The 16,198-nt window shown below is 64.6% G+C and carries 12 protein-coding genes and 1 pseudogene; 6 read left to right on the top strand and 7 right to left on the bottom strand.

All coding sequences use genetic code 11. The features are described 5' to 3' along the window. The first annotated feature begins 9 nt into the window (after positions 1-9). Positions 10-2,994, top strand: coding sequence for an RHS repeat domain-containing protein (locus AC19YR_RS11025; RefSeq protein WP_500598422.1), 2,985 nt, complete (start codon positions 10-12; stop codon positions 2,992-2,994). Between the two features lie 6 nt (positions 2,995-3,000). Here the strand turns inward: AC19YR_RS11025 and AC19YR_RS11020 are convergent, their stop codons facing one another. The 5 genes from AC19YR_RS11020 to AC19YR_RS11000 all read right to left on the bottom strand — a co-directional run bounded on the left by AC19YR_RS11020 (position 3,001) and on the right by AC19YR_RS11000 (position 7,264). After that, positions 3,001-3,444, bottom strand: a complete 444-nt coding sequence (locus tag AC19YR_RS11020; protein WP_095110608.1) for a hotdog fold thioesterase — start codon at positions 3,442-3,444, stop codon at positions 3,001-3,003. A 31-nt stretch (positions 3,445-3,475) separates the two neighbouring features. Next, on the bottom strand, positions 3,476-5,131 hold the full coding sequence (locus AC19YR_RS11015) for an AMP-binding protein (RefSeq protein WP_500598420.1): 1,656 nt from the start codon (positions 5,129-5,131) through the stop codon (positions 3,476-3,478). Positions 5,132-5,434: 303 nt separating this feature from the next. After that, positions 5,435-5,875, bottom strand: a complete 441-nt coding sequence (gene sixA, locus AC19YR_RS11010; RefSeq protein ID WP_500598418.1) for a phosphohistidine phosphatase SixA — start codon at positions 5,873-5,875, stop codon at positions 5,435-5,437. Next, entirely contained in the window at positions 5,872-6,219 is a 348-nt protein-coding gene (locus AC19YR_RS11005; protein WP_095110611.1) for a DUF4389 domain-containing protein, read from the bottom strand. The genes sixA and AC19YR_RS11005 overlap by 4 nt, the downstream gene beginning before the upstream one ends. A gap of 19 nt (positions 6,220-6,238) precedes the next feature. Further along, entirely contained in the window at positions 6,239-7,264 is a 1,026-nt protein-coding gene (locus tag AC19YR_RS11000; protein WP_500598416.1) for an NAD(P)H-dependent glycerol-3-phosphate dehydrogenase, read from the bottom strand. 240 nt (positions 7,265-7,504) lie between these two features. Between AC19YR_RS11000 and AC19YR_RS10995 the strand changes: the two genes are divergently transcribed. The 5 genes from AC19YR_RS10995 (at position 7,505) to fabB (ending at position 14,413) form a co-directional block, all read left to right on the top strand. Beyond that, entirely contained in the window at positions 7,505-9,586 is a 2,082-nt protein-coding gene (locus AC19YR_RS10995) for a TonB-dependent receptor plug domain-containing protein (protein ID WP_500598453.1), read from the top strand. A 1-nt stretch (position 9,587) separates the two neighbouring features. Then, positions 9,588-10,520: an ABC transporter substrate-binding protein gene (locus AC19YR_RS10990; protein ID WP_095110613.1), complete on the top strand. Its 933-nt coding sequence runs from the start codon at positions 9,588-9,590 to the stop codon at positions 10,518-10,520. Further along, a complete protein-coding gene (locus AC19YR_RS10985) occupies positions 10,517-12,418 on the top strand; it encodes an ATP-binding protein (protein WP_500598414.1) in 1,902 nt (633 codons plus the stop codon). The genes AC19YR_RS10990 and AC19YR_RS10985 overlap by 4 nt, the downstream gene beginning before the upstream one ends. A 247-nt stretch (positions 12,419-12,665) precedes the next feature. Then, a complete protein-coding gene (fabA, locus tag AC19YR_RS10980; protein ID WP_095110615.1) occupies positions 12,666-13,181 on the top strand; it encodes a 3-hydroxyacyl-[acyl-carrier-protein] dehydratase FabA in 516 nt (171 codons plus the stop codon). An 11-nt stretch (positions 13,182-13,192) separates the two neighbouring features. Continuing rightward, positions 13,193-14,413: a beta-ketoacyl-ACP synthase I gene (gene fabB, locus AC19YR_RS10975; protein ID WP_095110616.1), complete on the top strand. Its 1,221-nt coding sequence runs from the start codon at positions 13,193-13,195 to the stop codon at positions 14,411-14,413. Positions 14,414-14,550: 137 nt separating this feature from the next. Here the strand turns inward: fabB and AC19YR_RS10970 are convergent, their stop codons facing one another. Continuing rightward, a complete protein-coding gene (locus AC19YR_RS10970) occupies positions 14,551-15,414 on the bottom strand; it encodes a methyl-accepting chemotaxis protein (RefSeq protein WP_500598451.1) in 864 nt (287 codons plus the stop codon). Beyond that, positions 15,406-16,176, bottom strand: a pseudogene (locus AC19YR_RS10965) (MCP four helix bundle domain-containing protein); the annotation flags it as partial. The pseudogene AC19YR_RS10965 and the gene AC19YR_RS10970, both read right to left, overlap by 9 nt. Positions 16,177-16,198: the final 22 nt, after the last annotated feature.

Raw genomic sequence — 16,198 nt, 5'->3', positions numbered from 1 at the left:
GTTTGTGTGATGCTCCACACCCATACGCCGAACATTATCGCCGCAGACCCCCGTGGCCTGGTTGTACGCACCGTGGCTTACCAGCGCCGCAGCGCCGAGGAGGCGGCCCGACGCTGCGTCACCCAACAGCGCTACGACGCAGCTGGGCGCTTGGTGCAAAGCCGCGACCCGCGCCAATTCCAGCGCCTGGAAGAGGGCCAGCCCGGTATTGCCAACCAAACCACGGTGTTTTCCCTGTCGGGCGCGGCGCTGCTGTCAGACAACAGCGACGCCGGTTGGCGCCTGAACCTCTCCGGCGACGCCGGGCAGGCCCTGCACGGTTGGGACCAGAAGCACAGCCACACCCGGCAGACCTACGACAATCAACTGCGGGCACAGGCTGTTTTCGTACAGGCCGATGCTGAAGCACCACACTGCATCGCCCGCCTTTCCTACGCCGACGCTAGCGCCGAACACGCAGCCCACAACCGCTGCGGCCGCTTGATCCGCCATGACGACACCGGCGGCGCGCAGTTTTTTGCCGAATTCAGCCTCAGCGGCGCGCCCCTGAAACATGGCCGCCGCTTCCTCGCCCAACCCCAGTGGGCCGTGGACTGGCCCGCAACCGAGGCCGAGCGTGACGCCCATTTGGAACCTGAACTGGCGGCTAGCCACTTTGCCTACAACGGCGCCGCCGAACTGATCGCCCAGACCGATGCCCTGGGCAACCGTCAGCGCCTGCGCCACACCCGCGCCGGCGAATTGCACGAAGCGCACCTGAACTTGCAAGGCAGCACACAAGAGCAACTCGTGCTCAGTGAGGTCCGCTACAACGCCTTCGGCCAGATCGAGCAGCAACGGGCAGGCAACGGCGTGCTGTCCAGTGCGACGTTTCGCCCCGAGGATGGGCGCCTGGTGCACCTCAAAACCCAGGCCAACAACAAAGCCCCCAGCCAGGACCTGACCTACACCTACGACCCCGTGGGCAATGTGGTGTCCATCACGGACGCCGCCCAAGCCGTGCGTTACTCGCGCAACCAACGCATTGCGGCCATCAGCACGTTTCGCTACGACAGCCTCTATCGCCTGATCGAGGCCACTGGCCGGCAAATCCGCAACGCGCCGGGCGGGCCCCAGGCCCCGGCCTTCCAGTCGCCCCCTGACCCCAGCCAATTGGAGAACTACACCCAGGCCTACCACTACGACGCCGCCGGCAACCTGGAGCTGTTGCAACACAGCGCCGCCAGCGGCAACCGCAGCGAACGCACGGCCATCGCCGCCGACAACAACCGCAGCCTGCCTTACACCGACCCGGGCCAAGCCCCCGGCGACGGCGAAATCCGCGATGGCTACGACGACAACGGTAACCTGAAGATCCTGCAACCGGGACAGCACCTGGCTTGGGACGCCCAGAACCGTTTGCAGCAGGTCGATCAAGTAGTACGCGAAGACGGCCCCAACGACAGGGAGTTGTACCTCTACGACAGCAACGGCCAGCGCCTGCAAAAAATCCGCGAGGCCTACACCGCAAAACTGACCCGCACCCACGAAACCCGCTACTTACCAGGGTTGGAAATTCGTACAGGGCCAACGCAAACCCTGCACCTCATCACCCTGCACGCCGGGCGCTGCACGCTGCAGGTGCTGCACTGGCAACAGGGCCGCCCTGCCGACATCCCTCAGGACCAGATGCGCTACGGCTTCACCGACCACCTGGGCTCCAGCACCCTGGAACTGGACGCCAACGCCGCCCTTATCAGCCAGGAAAGCTATTACCCCTACGGTGCAACCTGCTGGTGGGCAGGGCGCAACCAGGCAGAGGCCAGCTACAAGACCCGGCGCTACTCAGGCCAGGAACGCGATGCAACCGGGTTGTACTACTACGGCCAACGCTACTACGCGCCGTGGCGCCAGCGCTGGCTCAATGCCGACCCCAGTGGCACCGCCGATGGCTTGAATCTATTTGCCATGGTGCATGGCAACCCGGTGCGGTTTGTCGACATGCAAGGGTTGGGCGCGCTTGAGGCCTTGCGAGCATTTGCCTGGACCTTCGGGCGCGAAAGCGTTTCAGCCATCGCCAGCGCGGTAGTGCGCTACGGCAGCACATTAGTCATCACGGCCCTGCACAGCGCCGTTGGGAACCCACTAGGGTTCACGGTGGCAGGCGTCGTCGTAGGCGGCGCAATAGGCATGGCGACCGGCATGGCGGCCGCCAACAACTGGGCCCATGGCTCCCGGCACCGAATGGCGCTGTTGGCCGCTGGGGCAGCGACGGGGTTGGCGCTCAATGCTGGGCCCTCAGTCCTTGGGCATTTCATCCCTGTGCTTGATGTCGCAGGCGCCGCTATTAATGTGCCAGCAATCTTCACCCTCGCCACGCCACTGGCGAACCTGGCACGGGAGAGTGTCTCGCAAGCGGTCAATCATATTGGCCAGACCAACCCCTGGGTCGGCGTGCCGCCCGCCGCGGCGTTCAGTTACAGCCTCGCCGCCTCCGGCGCCACGGCGGGTTCCGTGGGCGCCTTGACCAGCCTCATGCTGAGCAATGATCCCTACGACCCTTTAACCATCGTCGAAGGCACGTTGGGGGCAGGTATCGCCACCGGCAGCGGAGTGGGTGCATCCGCGGCGGCCCGGACCGGCAACGCGAGCGCCCCCACCAAACCCGCCAAGGGCGGCTCCATGACGGTAGACGCCGAAAAACTGATAGTGAACACCGTGATGCGTTCTGCGTTTTCCCTTCCAGTTCAATTGGTCACCCACCCACTGGCGGTGACCGAAGTCCTGGGGCCGGCCCTGGGCTTGGCCACCCGTGGTGTGAGTCGCGCGTCCACCAGCGTCATCGCGGGGCTGCGGTTGGCGGTCAAGCCTGCAATCGAACAAGGTGTGGAGAACTTCCTGAACCCCGGCGCCAACGAGGCGGCGACGCCGATTCAAGAGATTGAACTGAGCGAAATCCAGACCCTTTCCAGCAGGCTTCAGGTCCCTCTAGGCGGGCATGAACGCTTGGTCTGAGGGCGGTTACCGCACCGGCGGTGTCTGCCCCAGCGGCACCACCGCCATGGTCAGGCGCGACACGCAACTGGCCTTGCCTTCGTCGCTGGTCAAGCGGATGTCCCAGACGTGGGTGGTGCGCCCGATGTGGATGGCCCTGGCCACCGCCGTGACCCGGCCGCTGCGCAAGCCGCGCAGGTGGTTGGCGTTGATTTCCAGGCCCACGCAATAGAATTGGCTGGCGTCGATGCACAGGTAGCTGGCCATGGAGCCGACGGTTTCGGCCAGCACCACCGAGGCGCCGCCATGGAGCAGGCCGTAGGGCTGGTGGGTGCGATGGTCGATGACCATGCTGGCAGTGAGGGACTCTTCGTCAAAGGACTCAAAACGGATATCCAGCACTTGGCCAATGGTGTTTTTCTGGATCGCGTTCAACTGCTCGATATTGGGAGTGGTACGCCACAGGCTCATCGCTACTTCCTTTTATGGTTTTTGGAAACGCTCAATCCTGCCACAGGACGGCCTCGCCCTGCTCGCTCCAGGCCTCCAGACGCGGGCCGTAGGTGGCTTCGATGACGTTGCGCTTGATTTTCAGGGTGGGGGTCAAAAAGCCGTTATCCACTGCCCAGCGCTCCTTGACCACCACCAGGCATTGCAGCCGTTCGTGTTTATCCAGGCTGGCGTTGACCTGGTGCAAGAGGCTCTCCAGGCTGGCGCACAAGTGCTCGCGGGCCTCGGCCAGGCCTTCGGCCGAGAGCACGCATAAGCCCAGCGGTGCTTTCAGGCCATCACCTACCAGGCATACCTGCTCGATGCGCGGGTGTGCGGCCAGGCGATTTTCGATGGGCGCCGGGGCGACGTACTTGCCAGTGCTGGTTTTGAAAATGTCCTTGAGGCGCCCGGTGAGGCGCAAGTGGCCCTGGCTGTCCTGCTCGCCTTTGTCGCCGGTACTGAGGAAACCGTCCGCCGTCAGGGCTTCGGCGGTTTTTTGCGGCTCCTTGAAGTAGCCGAGCATGGTGGCCGGGCTACGCACCAACACTTCGCCGGTGGGTTCGATGCGCACCTCGACCTGCGGGCAAGGCTGGCCGATCCACCCCGGTTTGCTCTGCCCTGGCGCACACACGTGGGAATAGCCGCAGTTCTCGGTCATGCCGTACACCTCCAACACATCCAGGCCCAGGCGCCGATACCAGTGCAGCAGGCTCAGGGGCACCGGCGCCGCGCCCGAGAGGGCGATGCGCACGGCGTCCAGCCCCAACCCGGCGAGTACCTTGCGCCCCACCCGCGGCCCTATCCAGGGCAGGCCCAGGAGAAAGTCCAGGCGCTGGGCCGGGATCTTGGCGTACACGCCCAACTGGAACCGGCTCCAGATGCGCGGCACGGCAAACAGCGCCGTGGGCCGCGCGCGTTGCAGGTCGGCAACGAAGGTGTCGATGCTTTCGGCGAAAAACACGGTTTGGCCGCTATAGATCGACGCCAGTTCGACGAACATCCGTTCGGCCACATGGCACAAGGGCAAGTACGACAGCAAACGATCGCCCTCCCCCAGGCCAAACAACTGGGTGCCTTGGGTGGCGGCAAACCCCAAGCTGGCGAAGCTGTGCATCACCCCTTTGGGCAGGCCCGTGGTGCCGGAGGTGTAGACGATGGTTGCCAGTTGCCCGGCGTCGGGGCTGGGGTTGTCCTGGATCGGCGAGCAAGCTTGCAGGTCGGCCCAGGTGAAATCGAACGTGCCCTCGGGGCACAGCGGCAGGCTGATACGGGGCAGGCCAGGGGCAACGCCGGGGGCCATGGCCGGCCAGTCATCGAGCTTGCCGATGAACGCCAGCGCCGCCTCCGAATGCTCCAACACCTGGGCCACGGCTTCGGCGGTGAGGTTGGGGTACAGCGGCACCGAGACATGGCCGGCCATCCAGATCGCCAGGTCGGCGATGATCCAATGGGCACAGTTCTTCGAGATGATGGCGATGTGGCTGCCCTGGGGCAGCTCCCGCGCCCGCAGCCAGTGAGCCGCACACCGCGCCTGATGGCCGACATCGGCCCAAGTCAGGGTTTCGACCCGCCCACCGCCCAAGGGCTGGACCAGAAAACGCTGGCCGGGGTGGCGCGCTTCGCGCTCGTAGAACGGGTCCAGCGGCAAACGCAAGGCAGCAGGCATGGGTGTGCTCCTTTATTGTGTTTGCCGGCAAGCGTAGTTCAGGCGCTGGCACTTGGCTGCCAATGCCCCCTCCTGCACCCGCTACGCCTAATCCTGGGGGAGCAGGCTTTTGTGGGAACCCGCAATGGCGATTTGTCAGAAGCACCCATGTCGACTGTTCTGCCGCCATCGCGGGCAGGCCCGCTCCCACAGTTGAACTGTGCGGGTGGGGGGTTCATTTCCCCTCTGTGGGGAGCCTGGAGTGGCGGTGACGACGGGTAGGCGCCCTCTTCGACAGAGGTTTGCTGCTACCTAAGCATCCGCTCAGGGGTGTTTGACGCTGTTGAGGGCCATCGCCGCCGCCAGCGGCCAGTCGCCTTCGAGTTCAGCGAGGCTGGCGGTGCTCATGGGTTGCGGGGGGCCGCCGTGCAGCAGGCCGATCAAGTTGCCCACCAGGGGTTGGTGGCTGACCAGCAGCAGGTTGTCGGCCGAGTCCAGTTGCGCCAGGGCCGTCAACGGGTCGGTGTCGGGCGTGAGCCAAGGCACGGTGCGGATCTCGGGTTCGAAACCCAGGGCCTCGCGCACCAGTTGCGCCGTTTGCTGCGCCCGCACGTAGGGGCTGGCGAGGATGGCCTGGATCGGCTGGCCGACCAGGTGGGCGGCGCTGCGCAACACCTCCCGGCGGCCCTGCGCGGTCAGGTTGCGTTGCGCGTCACTGGGGGCATGGGGCTGGGCCTCGCCGTGGCGCAACAGCCACAGCTTCACAGCTTGGGTTCCTCGTCACGCACCGGGTGCGGAGCCGGGGGCACGGTGTGGGGCGCTTCGCCTTCGGGGCTGCGCGGGGTCGGCCAGTCGGCGAACGGCCAGGGTTTCTGGTCGCTGTGGAAACTGCCGAAGCGGCCGATCTGCGCCAGAAACTGGCTCAGGCTATCGCCAAAATTCATCAGGCTGGCGCTGGGTGCGCCGTAGATCAGGCGATAGACCAGTTGCACCAGCACCACCGCGCCGAGGATCAACTGCGCCACCTGCCACACCAGCAGGTACACCAACATCCACACCACGCGCAGCAGGATGGATTCGTACTTGGCCGCCGTTTTTGCATCGTTCATGGCTTGCTCCCGTTGTCGTTCAGTTGAAACCGCTGGTGGAAATAAAGTCGACGTCGGTCTTGGGTTCGCCGCGCATCAGCAACTCGATCACTTGGCTGAGGGTACGCCCTTCGAACAGGATCGCGTGCAACCCGGCCACCAGCGGCATGTACACGCCCACTTCCTGAGCCTTGGCCTTGAGCACCTTGAGGGTATTGACCCCTTCGGCCACCTCGCCCAGGCGTGTAACCGCCTCTTCCAGGCTCAGGCCCTGGCCCAGGGCGAAACCAACTTGGTAGTTGCGGCTCTTGGCCGAGGAGCAGGTGACGATCAGGTCGCCCACCCCGGCCAGGCCAAGGAAGGTCATGGGGTTGGCGCCCTGGTTTACCGCAAAACGGGTCATTTCCGCCAGCGCCCGGGTAATGAGCATGCTCTTGGTGTTTTCCCCCATGCCCAGGGCCACCGCCATGCCGGCGATGATCGCGTAGACGTTCTTCAGCGCCCCGCCCAGCTCCACGCCAAAGCGATCGGCGCTGGCATACACGCGAAAGGTGCGGCCATGAAGCGCAGCCTGGACCTGCTGGCACAAGGCTTCGTCTTCACTGGCCACCACTGTGGCGGTCAAGGCATGCTCGGCCACTTCGCGGGCCAGGTTGGGCCCCGACAACACACCAATGCGCGCCTGGGGGGCGATTTCTTCGAGGATCTGGCTCATCAGCTTGAAGCTCTGGGCCTCGATGCCCTTGGTCAGGCTGACCAGAAGCTTGCCGCTCAGGCGTTCGGCGTGGGGCGCCAGCACCGCGCGCAGGGCGCTGGAGGGCAGCGCGACGAAGCACAGGTCGCAATCATTGAGTGTGGCGGTGAGGTCGGTGACCGGCGCTACGCCCGGGTGAATCTTGATGCCCTTGAGGTAGCGCGGGTTCTCGCGGTTGACCCGAATGGCCTCGGCCTGCTCCGGGTCACGCATCCACTGGCGTACCTGATGGCCGTTTTCGGCCAGCAGATTGGCCACGGCGGTGCCGAAGCTGCCGCCTCCCAGGACCGCAATGGGCTGCTGTTGAGTCATAGGTGATCCGTTAATCCATACCGAGGGCGATGGCGCATTATACGGAGCCGCCGACCTGCGGCCAGCCCCGTGGCCATTTACCTGAACATGCGGCAATCGCCGGGGTTAATCGGGGGAAAATGCAAGTAACTGGACTGGAAAACTCCAGCGCCTCGGTTAACATGCGCGCCCATTACCGGTTTTCAAGGCTGTACCGTGTCTTTTGGCCCCCGCCCCTCGTGTTCGCCCCTGTTGCTGCTGATGCTACTGCTCAGCGACAGCTTGCTGGCCGAGGACCTGTTCCTGGACAACCCGCCCCTGCCCCACGTGCTCACCGCCACGCGCCTCAAGCAGGCCCCGGCGGCGGTGCCGGGCAGCATGACGGTGCTCGACCGGGCGCTTATCAACGCCAGCGGCGCGCGGGACATCAGCGAACTGCTGCGCCTGGTGCCGGGGATGATGGTCGGGCACATCAGCGGCAACCAGGCCCTGGTCAACTACCACGGCACCAACGCCAACGAAGCGCGGCGCATGCAGGTGCTGATCGACGGGCGCTCGGTGTACCGCGCCGGGTTGGCCACCGTGGACTGGAGCGATATCCCGGTGGCCCTGGAAGATATCGAGCGCATCGAAGTGTTCCGCGGCCCCAACACCGTCAGCTACGGCGCCAACGCACTGATGGCGGTGGTCAACATCCTCACCCGTGCCCCGGCCGACAGCCATGGCACGCGGCTCAAGGCCACGGCCGGCCAGCGCGGCATCGGCGACTGGTACGCCAGCCAGGGCCAGGGCTGGGACGGCGGCGACCTGCGCCTGTCCCTCTCCGGCCAGCAGGACGATGGCTTCGACAACGACCGCCGCGGCGCCGACTACCGCGACAGCCGTCGCCTGAACCGCGTCAACCTGGCCTTGAGCCAGGCCCTGGACGAGCGGCAAAGCCTGGACTGGCAATTCAACGCCAAGGAAGGCAGCAACCAGCGGCCTTATACCTACCGCCCCGTGTTCCATGGGGTGACACGCGGTGGCGATAATTCTGACGTGAGCGCCAAAGACTACGCCGGCTCGCTGCGCTGGAACCTGGAGCTGGACCCACGCCACAGCCTGTATATCCAGGGCTCGGCGCAGCAGTGGGACCGCCAGCAGACCTGGCGTGCCTGCGACGCCGCCATCTCCTTCAGCCCCGAGCTGAGTCGCCTCTGGCAGCTCAACCCGCACTACACCGAACGCCTGGCGCGCAACATGGACAAGCACGCCGGCGGCCCGGCCCCCGCTGGCACCGCCGAGGAGCGGGCCCTGGCCGAGCAGGTGCTCGCACAATGGAAGCAAGGGGGCAACCAGACCCTGTGCGGCGACATCGACCAGAGCATCCGCGAATCGCGCTACGACCTGGAAATCCAGGACACCCTGAGCCTGTCCGATAGCCTGCGCCTGGTCAGTGGCATGAACTATCGTTACGACCGGGCAGATTCCGAGACTTACTTCAATGGCACCCTCGATGACACCACATGGCGCCTGTTCGGCCAGTTGGAGTGGCGGGCTAGCGAACACTGGCTGCTGCAAGGCGGCGCGATGTTCGAGGACACCCGTTTGAGTGGTCATTCGCTGACCCCGCGGGTGGCCCTCAACTACCTGATAACCCCGCGCCACGGCCTGCGGGCGGTGTATGCCGAAGCAGTACGCTCGCCGGACATGTTCGAGAACAACATCGACTGGAGCTACCGGGTCACCGGCCTGTCGCCGCGCCCCAACGGCCAGGACAGCGGCCGCTACTTCGTGCGCACCCGGGGCCCGGGCAACCTCGACAAGGAGCACATGCGCTCGCGGGAGCTGGGCTACAACGGCCACTTCGCCGACCTGGGCCTGGCGCTGGACGTCAAGCTGTTCCACGACGACATCAGCGACATGATTAGCGAGCCCCTGCGCAACAACCAGTACATCGCCACTAACGCCAGCAGCGCCCGCTTCAGCGGCGCTGAAACCCAGCTCGACTGGCAACTGGGCAGCGCCGACCGCCTGCGCCTGACCTACGCCTATGTCGACGCCCACGCCAGCAATGCCCTGGACCGCAAACTCTCGGCGCGCAACAGCGGCTCGGCGGGCTGGATGCGCGATTGGGGGCGGGGCTGGTCCAGCGCCCTCTTCTACTATGGCGACAGCGCCCTCAACGGCTACCGCTTCGAGCGCCTCGACACGCGCATCGCCAAGCGCCTGAGCCTGGGCAAAGCCCAACTGGAACTGGCCGGCGTGCTGCAACAGCGCCTCGACCAGCAACCCAGCACCTTCGCCGACAACGCCTATGACTCGCGCCACCAGGCGTACTTCAGCGCGCAGTTGGAGTTCTGACATGGGCGCCCAGCGGTCACGAGTGGCATCTATTGTGCGACGCAGGCTCGGCACCCTCGGCCTGGCGCTGGCCTGCGTGATCGCCAGCCTCGGCGCGCGCGGTGCCGACATCCTGCTGGTGGGCGCACAACACAACGACGGCATCGCCGCGTTCACCCAGGCCCTGCGGGACCTGCGCCCCGCCGACAGCGTGCGCTTCCAGCCCCTGGCCGACGCCCCCGCGCCTGGCAGGCTGGCCGCCGACACGCGGCTGATCCTGCTCGACCCGCCGAGCCTGGACTGGCGCCTACAAGAGCACCGCGGCCCGGCGACCCTGGTGCTGCGCATCAGCCGCCTGCAAGCGCGCCAACGCCTGGGCGAGCAGGTGCCGCCCAGGCTCAGCCTGCTGTGGAGCGACCCGCCCCTGGCGCGGCAACTGCGCCTGACCCGCCAACTCCTGCCACAGGCCAAGCGGGTGGGCGTGCTGTACAGCGACGGCAGCGAATTCCTGCTGCGCGAACTGCATCACCTGGCCGGCCCCATGGGCCTGGAACTGGTGGCCCAGCGCTGGGACAACATCGCCGACAGCCGCCCCTTGCAACATGTGCTGGGCAGCAGCGATGTGCTGCTGGGCCTGGACGATCCGCAGTTGTACAACTCCAAAACCGCGAAAAACCTGCTGCTCAGCACCTACGCCCGCCAGCAGGCGCTGATCGGACCCAACGCCGGTTTCGTCAAGGCCGGCGCCCTGGCCAGCACCTACAGCGACCAGGACGATTGGCTCGCTGTGCTCGACACCCTGCTCGACCGCCCTCCCAGCCAATGGCCGCGCAGCCTCTACCCGACGCAATTCAAAGTGCAGAGCAACCCTCAGGTGGCACGCTCCCTGGGGCTGGAACCGATCGATGAGCCCGCCATGGCCACCCGGCTGGCCGAAGGAGAGCAGCGCCCATGACCTTGCGTCGCCGTTGGGACATCCATACCCGCACCCAGGTCATCAGCGTCGGCCCGGCGCTGTTGCTGACCCTGTTGCTGGTCAGTTTCTTCACCTTCGTGCGCATCCAGGATTTGCGCCAAGAGCTCAACCACACCGGCCAATTGATCGCCAACCAGTTGGCCCCGGCCACCGAGTACGGGGTGATTTCCGGCAACAACGAAGTGCTGGAGAGCTTGCTGCAAGCGACCCTGTCGATCCCCCACGTGCGCTTTCTAGAGGTGCAGGACCGGGCCAACAATATTCTGGTGTACGTCGAGCGCCCTTCCGACACCCACAACCTGTCCCAGCAAGTCGAGGTTTTCCAGGCGCCGGTACGCTTGCAGCGCATCGCCTTGAACAATGACTTTTTCCAGAACCGTGGCGCCGCTCCCGGCGCACCCGCCGAGGATTACCTGGGGCGGGTGATTGTCGGCATGTCCAATGACGCCTTTAGCCAGCGCCAACAGGAAATCCTCTTGAAAGCGGCGGTGCTGGCATTGTTCGCCCTGCTGTTCACCTTCCTCCTGGCTCGACGCTTGGCGGCGAGCCTGGCGCAGCCGATCAGCGCCATGGGCACGGCGGTCAAGGCCATCCAACAGGGCGACTACAGCAAACCGCTGCCGGTGGTGGACGATGCCGAACTGGGTAGCCTGGCCAAACACATCAACAACCTCGCCCGAGGCCTGGACCAGGCCAGCCGCGAGCAGCAGCAGGCCATGGCGCAACTGATCCAGACCCGCGAAGAAGCCGAACGGGCCAACAATGCCAAGTCCGATTTCCTGGCCATGATGAGCCACGAACTGCGCACGCCGATGAATGGCGTGCTGGGCATGCTGCAACTGCTCGAAACCACCGAGTTGACCGAGGAGCAGATCGAGTACGCGGCCCTGGCCTGCGAATCCACCGAGCACTTGCTCAAGGTCATCAACGACATCCTCGACTTCTCACGCATTGAACGCACGACCCTGGAACTGGAGCACATCCCGTTCAACCTCGCCGAGCTGATTAACAGCTGCGCCCAGGCCTTCGCCCACGACGCCACGCAGCGTGGCCTGAGCCTGGAAGTAGACATTCCCGCCGGCATGCAGGCACTGGAGGTATGCGGCGATCCGACGCGCATCCGGCAAATATTGGTCAACCTGGTGGGTAACGCGCTGAAGTTCACCGAGCAGGGCCGCGTCACCATTGCCCCGCAATGGCAAATCCTGGACCACGACCTGCTGTGGTTCACCTGCAGCGTCAGCGACAGCGGCATTGGCATCTCCAAGCAGAGCCTGGAACTGATGTTCAACGCCTTTCAGCAGGCCGACAGCTCAATCTCCCGGCGCTACGGCGGCACCGGCCTGGGCCTGCCCATCGCCCGCACACTGGCCGAACGCATGGGTGGCACCCTGCGCGCCCAGAGCGAGGAGGGCCGGGGTTCGGTGTTTACCCTGCAAATCCCCCTGGAACTGTGCCGCCGGCCCCTGCCGTCGCTCGCTCCACGCACCCTCAGCGCCAAGGCGCACGGCGAAGGGCGCAATGTGCTGCTGGTGGAAGACAACCCGGTCAACCAAACCGTAATAGAAGCCATGTTGCGCAGCCTGGGCTTTACCGTCAGCGTCGCCACCGATGGCGAGCAAGCGGTGCGCAGCGCCGAGAGTCTGATCTTCGAGGCGATCCTGATGGACTGTCGCTTGCCGCTGATCGACGGCTACGAGGCCACCCGGCAAATCCGCCAACTGCCCGGTTGCGCCGAACTGCCAATCATCGCCCTGACCGCCAATGCCCTGCAGGGCGACCGCGAAGCCTGCCTGCGGGCGGGAATGAACGATTACCTGGCCAAGCCGTTCAAACGCACTGACTTGCAGCAGATTTTGCAGCGCTGGGTGCGGTAGCACAGAGCTTTCATCGATCTGCGACTGGCGTGAAAGACGAAAGTGCGGCAGTCTTAGGCACCCTAACGGGCCTCTAAAAGGGCTTGAATAAAAATTTCAGTGCACAAGTGTACATTCATGTCCTTGGTGCTGTGACTTTCACTACAACGCAATAGTCTATGAGTAGGCTACCGGCTCGGGGCATCACCGCTCCGGGCGCCTGGGAAGATTCGCCCCACCTGCCGCATGGGATTATTGAGGAGCTCGCATGACCAAACAAAACGCCTTTACTCGGGAAGAACTGCTGCGCTGCAGTCGCGGTGAGCTGTTCGGCCCGGGTAACGCGCAATTGCCCGCCCCGAACATGCTGATGGTGGATCGCATCACCCATATCAGCGAAGAGGGTGGCAAGTACGGCAAAGGTGAATTGGTCGCCGAGTTGGATATCACCCCGGACCTGTGGTTCTTCGCCTGCCACTTCGAGGGCGACCCGGTCATGCCCGGCTGCCTGGGCCTGGATGCCATGTGGCAACTGGTCGGCTTCTTCCTCGGCTGGCAAGGCCTGCCGGGCCGCGGCCGCGCCCTGGGTTCTGGCGAAGTGAAGTTCTTCGGCCAGGTCCTGCCGACCGCCAAGAAAGTCACCTATAACATTCAGATCAAGCGCGTGCTCAAGGGCAAGCTGAACCTGGCCATCGCCGATGGCTCGGTCAGTGTCGACGGCCGCGAAATCTACACCGCCGAAGGCCTTCGGGTCGGCGTTTTCACCTCCACTGACAACTTCTAAGGGTTATCCGCATGCGCCGCGTCGTAATCACTGGTCTGGGCATCGTTTCCTGCCTGGGCAATGACAAAGAGACCGTCTCCGCTAACCTGCGTGCAAGTCGCCCTGGCATCCGTTTCAACCCGGAATATGCCGAAATGGGTCTGCGTAGCCAGGTTTCCGGCTCCATTGACCTGCCCCTCGAAGAACTGATCGATCGCAAGATCTACCGCTTCGTCGGTCACGCCGCCGCCTACGCCTACCTGGCCATGAAAGACGCCATCAGCGACGCTGGCCTGACCGACGAGCAGGTGTCCAACCCGCGTACCGGCCTGATCGCCGGCTCCGGCGGTGCGTCGACCCTCAACCAGATGGAAGCGCTGGACATCCTGCGCGAAAAAGGCGTCAAGCGCGTCGGCCCGTACCGTGTCACCCGGACCATGGGCAGCACGGTGTCCGCCTGCCTGGCCACGCCGTTCAAGATCAAAGGCCTGAACTACTCGATCTCCTCCGCCTGCGCCACCAGTGCTCACTGCATCGGTACCGCGGTCGAGCAGATCCAGATGGGCAAGCAGGACATCGTCTTTGCCGGTGGCGGTGAAGAAGAACACTGGAGCCAATCGTTCCTGTTCGACGCCATGGGCGCCCTGTCCAGCCAGTACAACGAAACCCCGGAAAAAGCCTCCCGCGCCTACGACAAGAACCGCGATGGCTTCGTCATCGCTGGCGGCGGCGGCATGGTAGTGGTCGAGGAACTGGAACACGCCCTGGCCCGTGGCGCGAAGATCTACGCCGAAATCGTCGGCTATGGCGCCACTTCCGACGGCTACGACATGGTCGCGCCAAGCGGCGAAGGCGCCATCCGCTGCATGCAGATGGCCATGTCCACCGTTGACGGCCCGATCGACTACCTCAACACCCACGGCACCTCCACGCCAGTGGGCGACGCCAAGGAAATGGAAGGCGTGCGCGAAGTGTTCGGCGCCAACGCCCCGGCCATCAGCTCCACCAAGAGCCTGTCGGGTCACTCCCTGGGCGCCGCTGGCGTTCACGAAGCGATCTACTGCCTACTGATGATGGAAGGCAACTTCATTGCCGGCTCCGCCAACATCGAGGAACTGGACCCGGCCGTAGCGGACATGCCGATCCTGACCAAGACCCGCGAAAACGTCACGCTCAACAACGTGATGAGCAACAGCTTCGGCTTCGGCGGCACCAACGCCACGCTGGTGCTGCAACGCTGGCAGGGCAAGTAAGCCAAGCCCCGCGATTGAAAACGCCCCGACTGGTTCGGGGCGTTTTTTTTGGGGGGGAGCCATATCCGGCACCTGAATCGCGCTCCCACAAAACAGCACCAGTGCCCGCGATAAAGGCGCGAGCCCACAGGCACCGACTACACCGAAAACCGCGCCACCATCGTGTTCAGGTCCACCGCCAGGCGTGACAACTCCTGGCTGGCGGCGCTGGTCTGGTTGGCGCCCGCCGAGCTCTGCATCGCCAGGTCGCGGATATTCATCAGGTTGCGGTCCACCTCCCGGGCCACCGCAGCCTGTTGCTCCGAAGCGCTGGCGATCACCAGGTTACGTTCGTTGATCTGGGTGAAGGCCGTGGCGATATCCTCCAGCGCTACGCCTGCTGCCTTCGCCACTTCCAGGGTGGAATGGGCGCGGGAGTTGCTCTGCTGCATGGAACTGACCGCCTCCTCCGTGCCCTGCTGGATACCACCGATCATCAGTTCGATTTCCCGGGTCGACTGCTGGGTGCGGTGGGCCAGCGCCCGCACCTCATCGGCCACCACCGCAAAACCGCGCCCGGCGTCCCCCGCCCGCGCAGCCTCGATGGCGGCGTTCAGGGCAAGCAGGTTGGTCTGCTCGGCAATGGCGCGGATCACATCCAGTACCTTGCTGATGCCATAGACCTTCTGCGCCAGGTCACCAACCCGCTCTACGTTGGTGTTGACGTCATCGGCCAGGGACTCGATGGACAGCACAGTCTGGTGCACCTGCTCGCGGCCATGGCGGGCGATGCGGTCGGATTCGCGTGACGCCTCGCTGGTGGCCACCGCGTTGCTCGCCACCTCCTCCACCGCCGCCGTCATCTGGTTGACCGCCGTCGCTGCTTGCTCGATTTCCTGGCTCTGCTGATGCAAGCCACGGGTGGCGTCCTCGGTCACGCAACTGAGCTCCTCGGAGGCCGAGGCCAATTGGCTGGAAGATTCGGAGATACGCCGGATGGTGTCACGCAGGCTCTGCTGCATGGTCTTGAGGGCCTGCAACAGACGGGCCGGCTCGTCCTTGCCGCTGATGGCAATGTCGCCGGTCAGGTCGCCCTCGGCCACCCCCTCAGCCAATTTCAGTGACTGGGACAGCGGCACCACGATGCTACGGGTCAGCAACAAGGCCAGGGCAATGGTCATCACCCCCGTCACCAGCACCATGCCAATCACCCATCTGCGCGATTCGCTGAATACATCACGGGCCAGCACCGTGGCCTGGTTGGCATTGCTGCGGTTCAAGTCGAGCAGTTCATTGAGGGTTACGGCCAACTCATCGGCCATTTGGCTCATTTCACCGTTGAGTTCAGTCACCGCCTCGGGCACCTGGTTGCGGGCGGACAGGGCCATCACTTCGCCTTGGTGCTGGAGATAGGTTTTTTCCTTGGCCTGAAAGCGATCAAATAGCTCCCGCTCGCGGGGCAGCACAATCAGGGCTTCATAGCGCTTCTGGGCGGCACCCAAGTTGCGCTTGACGTCATTGAGTTTGCTTTCGTTGCTGGCCAGCGCCTGGGGGTCGCGGTTAATCAGCAACCTCATGGTCAGGGCCCGCACCCGCAGCAGGTCTTGGTTGATCTCGCCGACCGCCATCACGCTGGGCAACCAGTTGTTGTCCACCTCGTCCGACTGCTCGCGCATGTTGGACATCTGCATCAGGGCAAACGCCCCCAAGCCAAACACCATCAACGCCAACAACCCGAACCCCAGGCCTGCCCGGGGTGCGATATTGAGATTCCTGATACTCATCCTCTGGTTCCTTCCAAAAGCG

This window comes from Pseudomonas sp. MF08817, from assembly GCF_059862705.1.
Note: the sequence above shows the minus strand (reverse complement) of the source record. Positions and strands in the feature narration are given on the sequence as shown.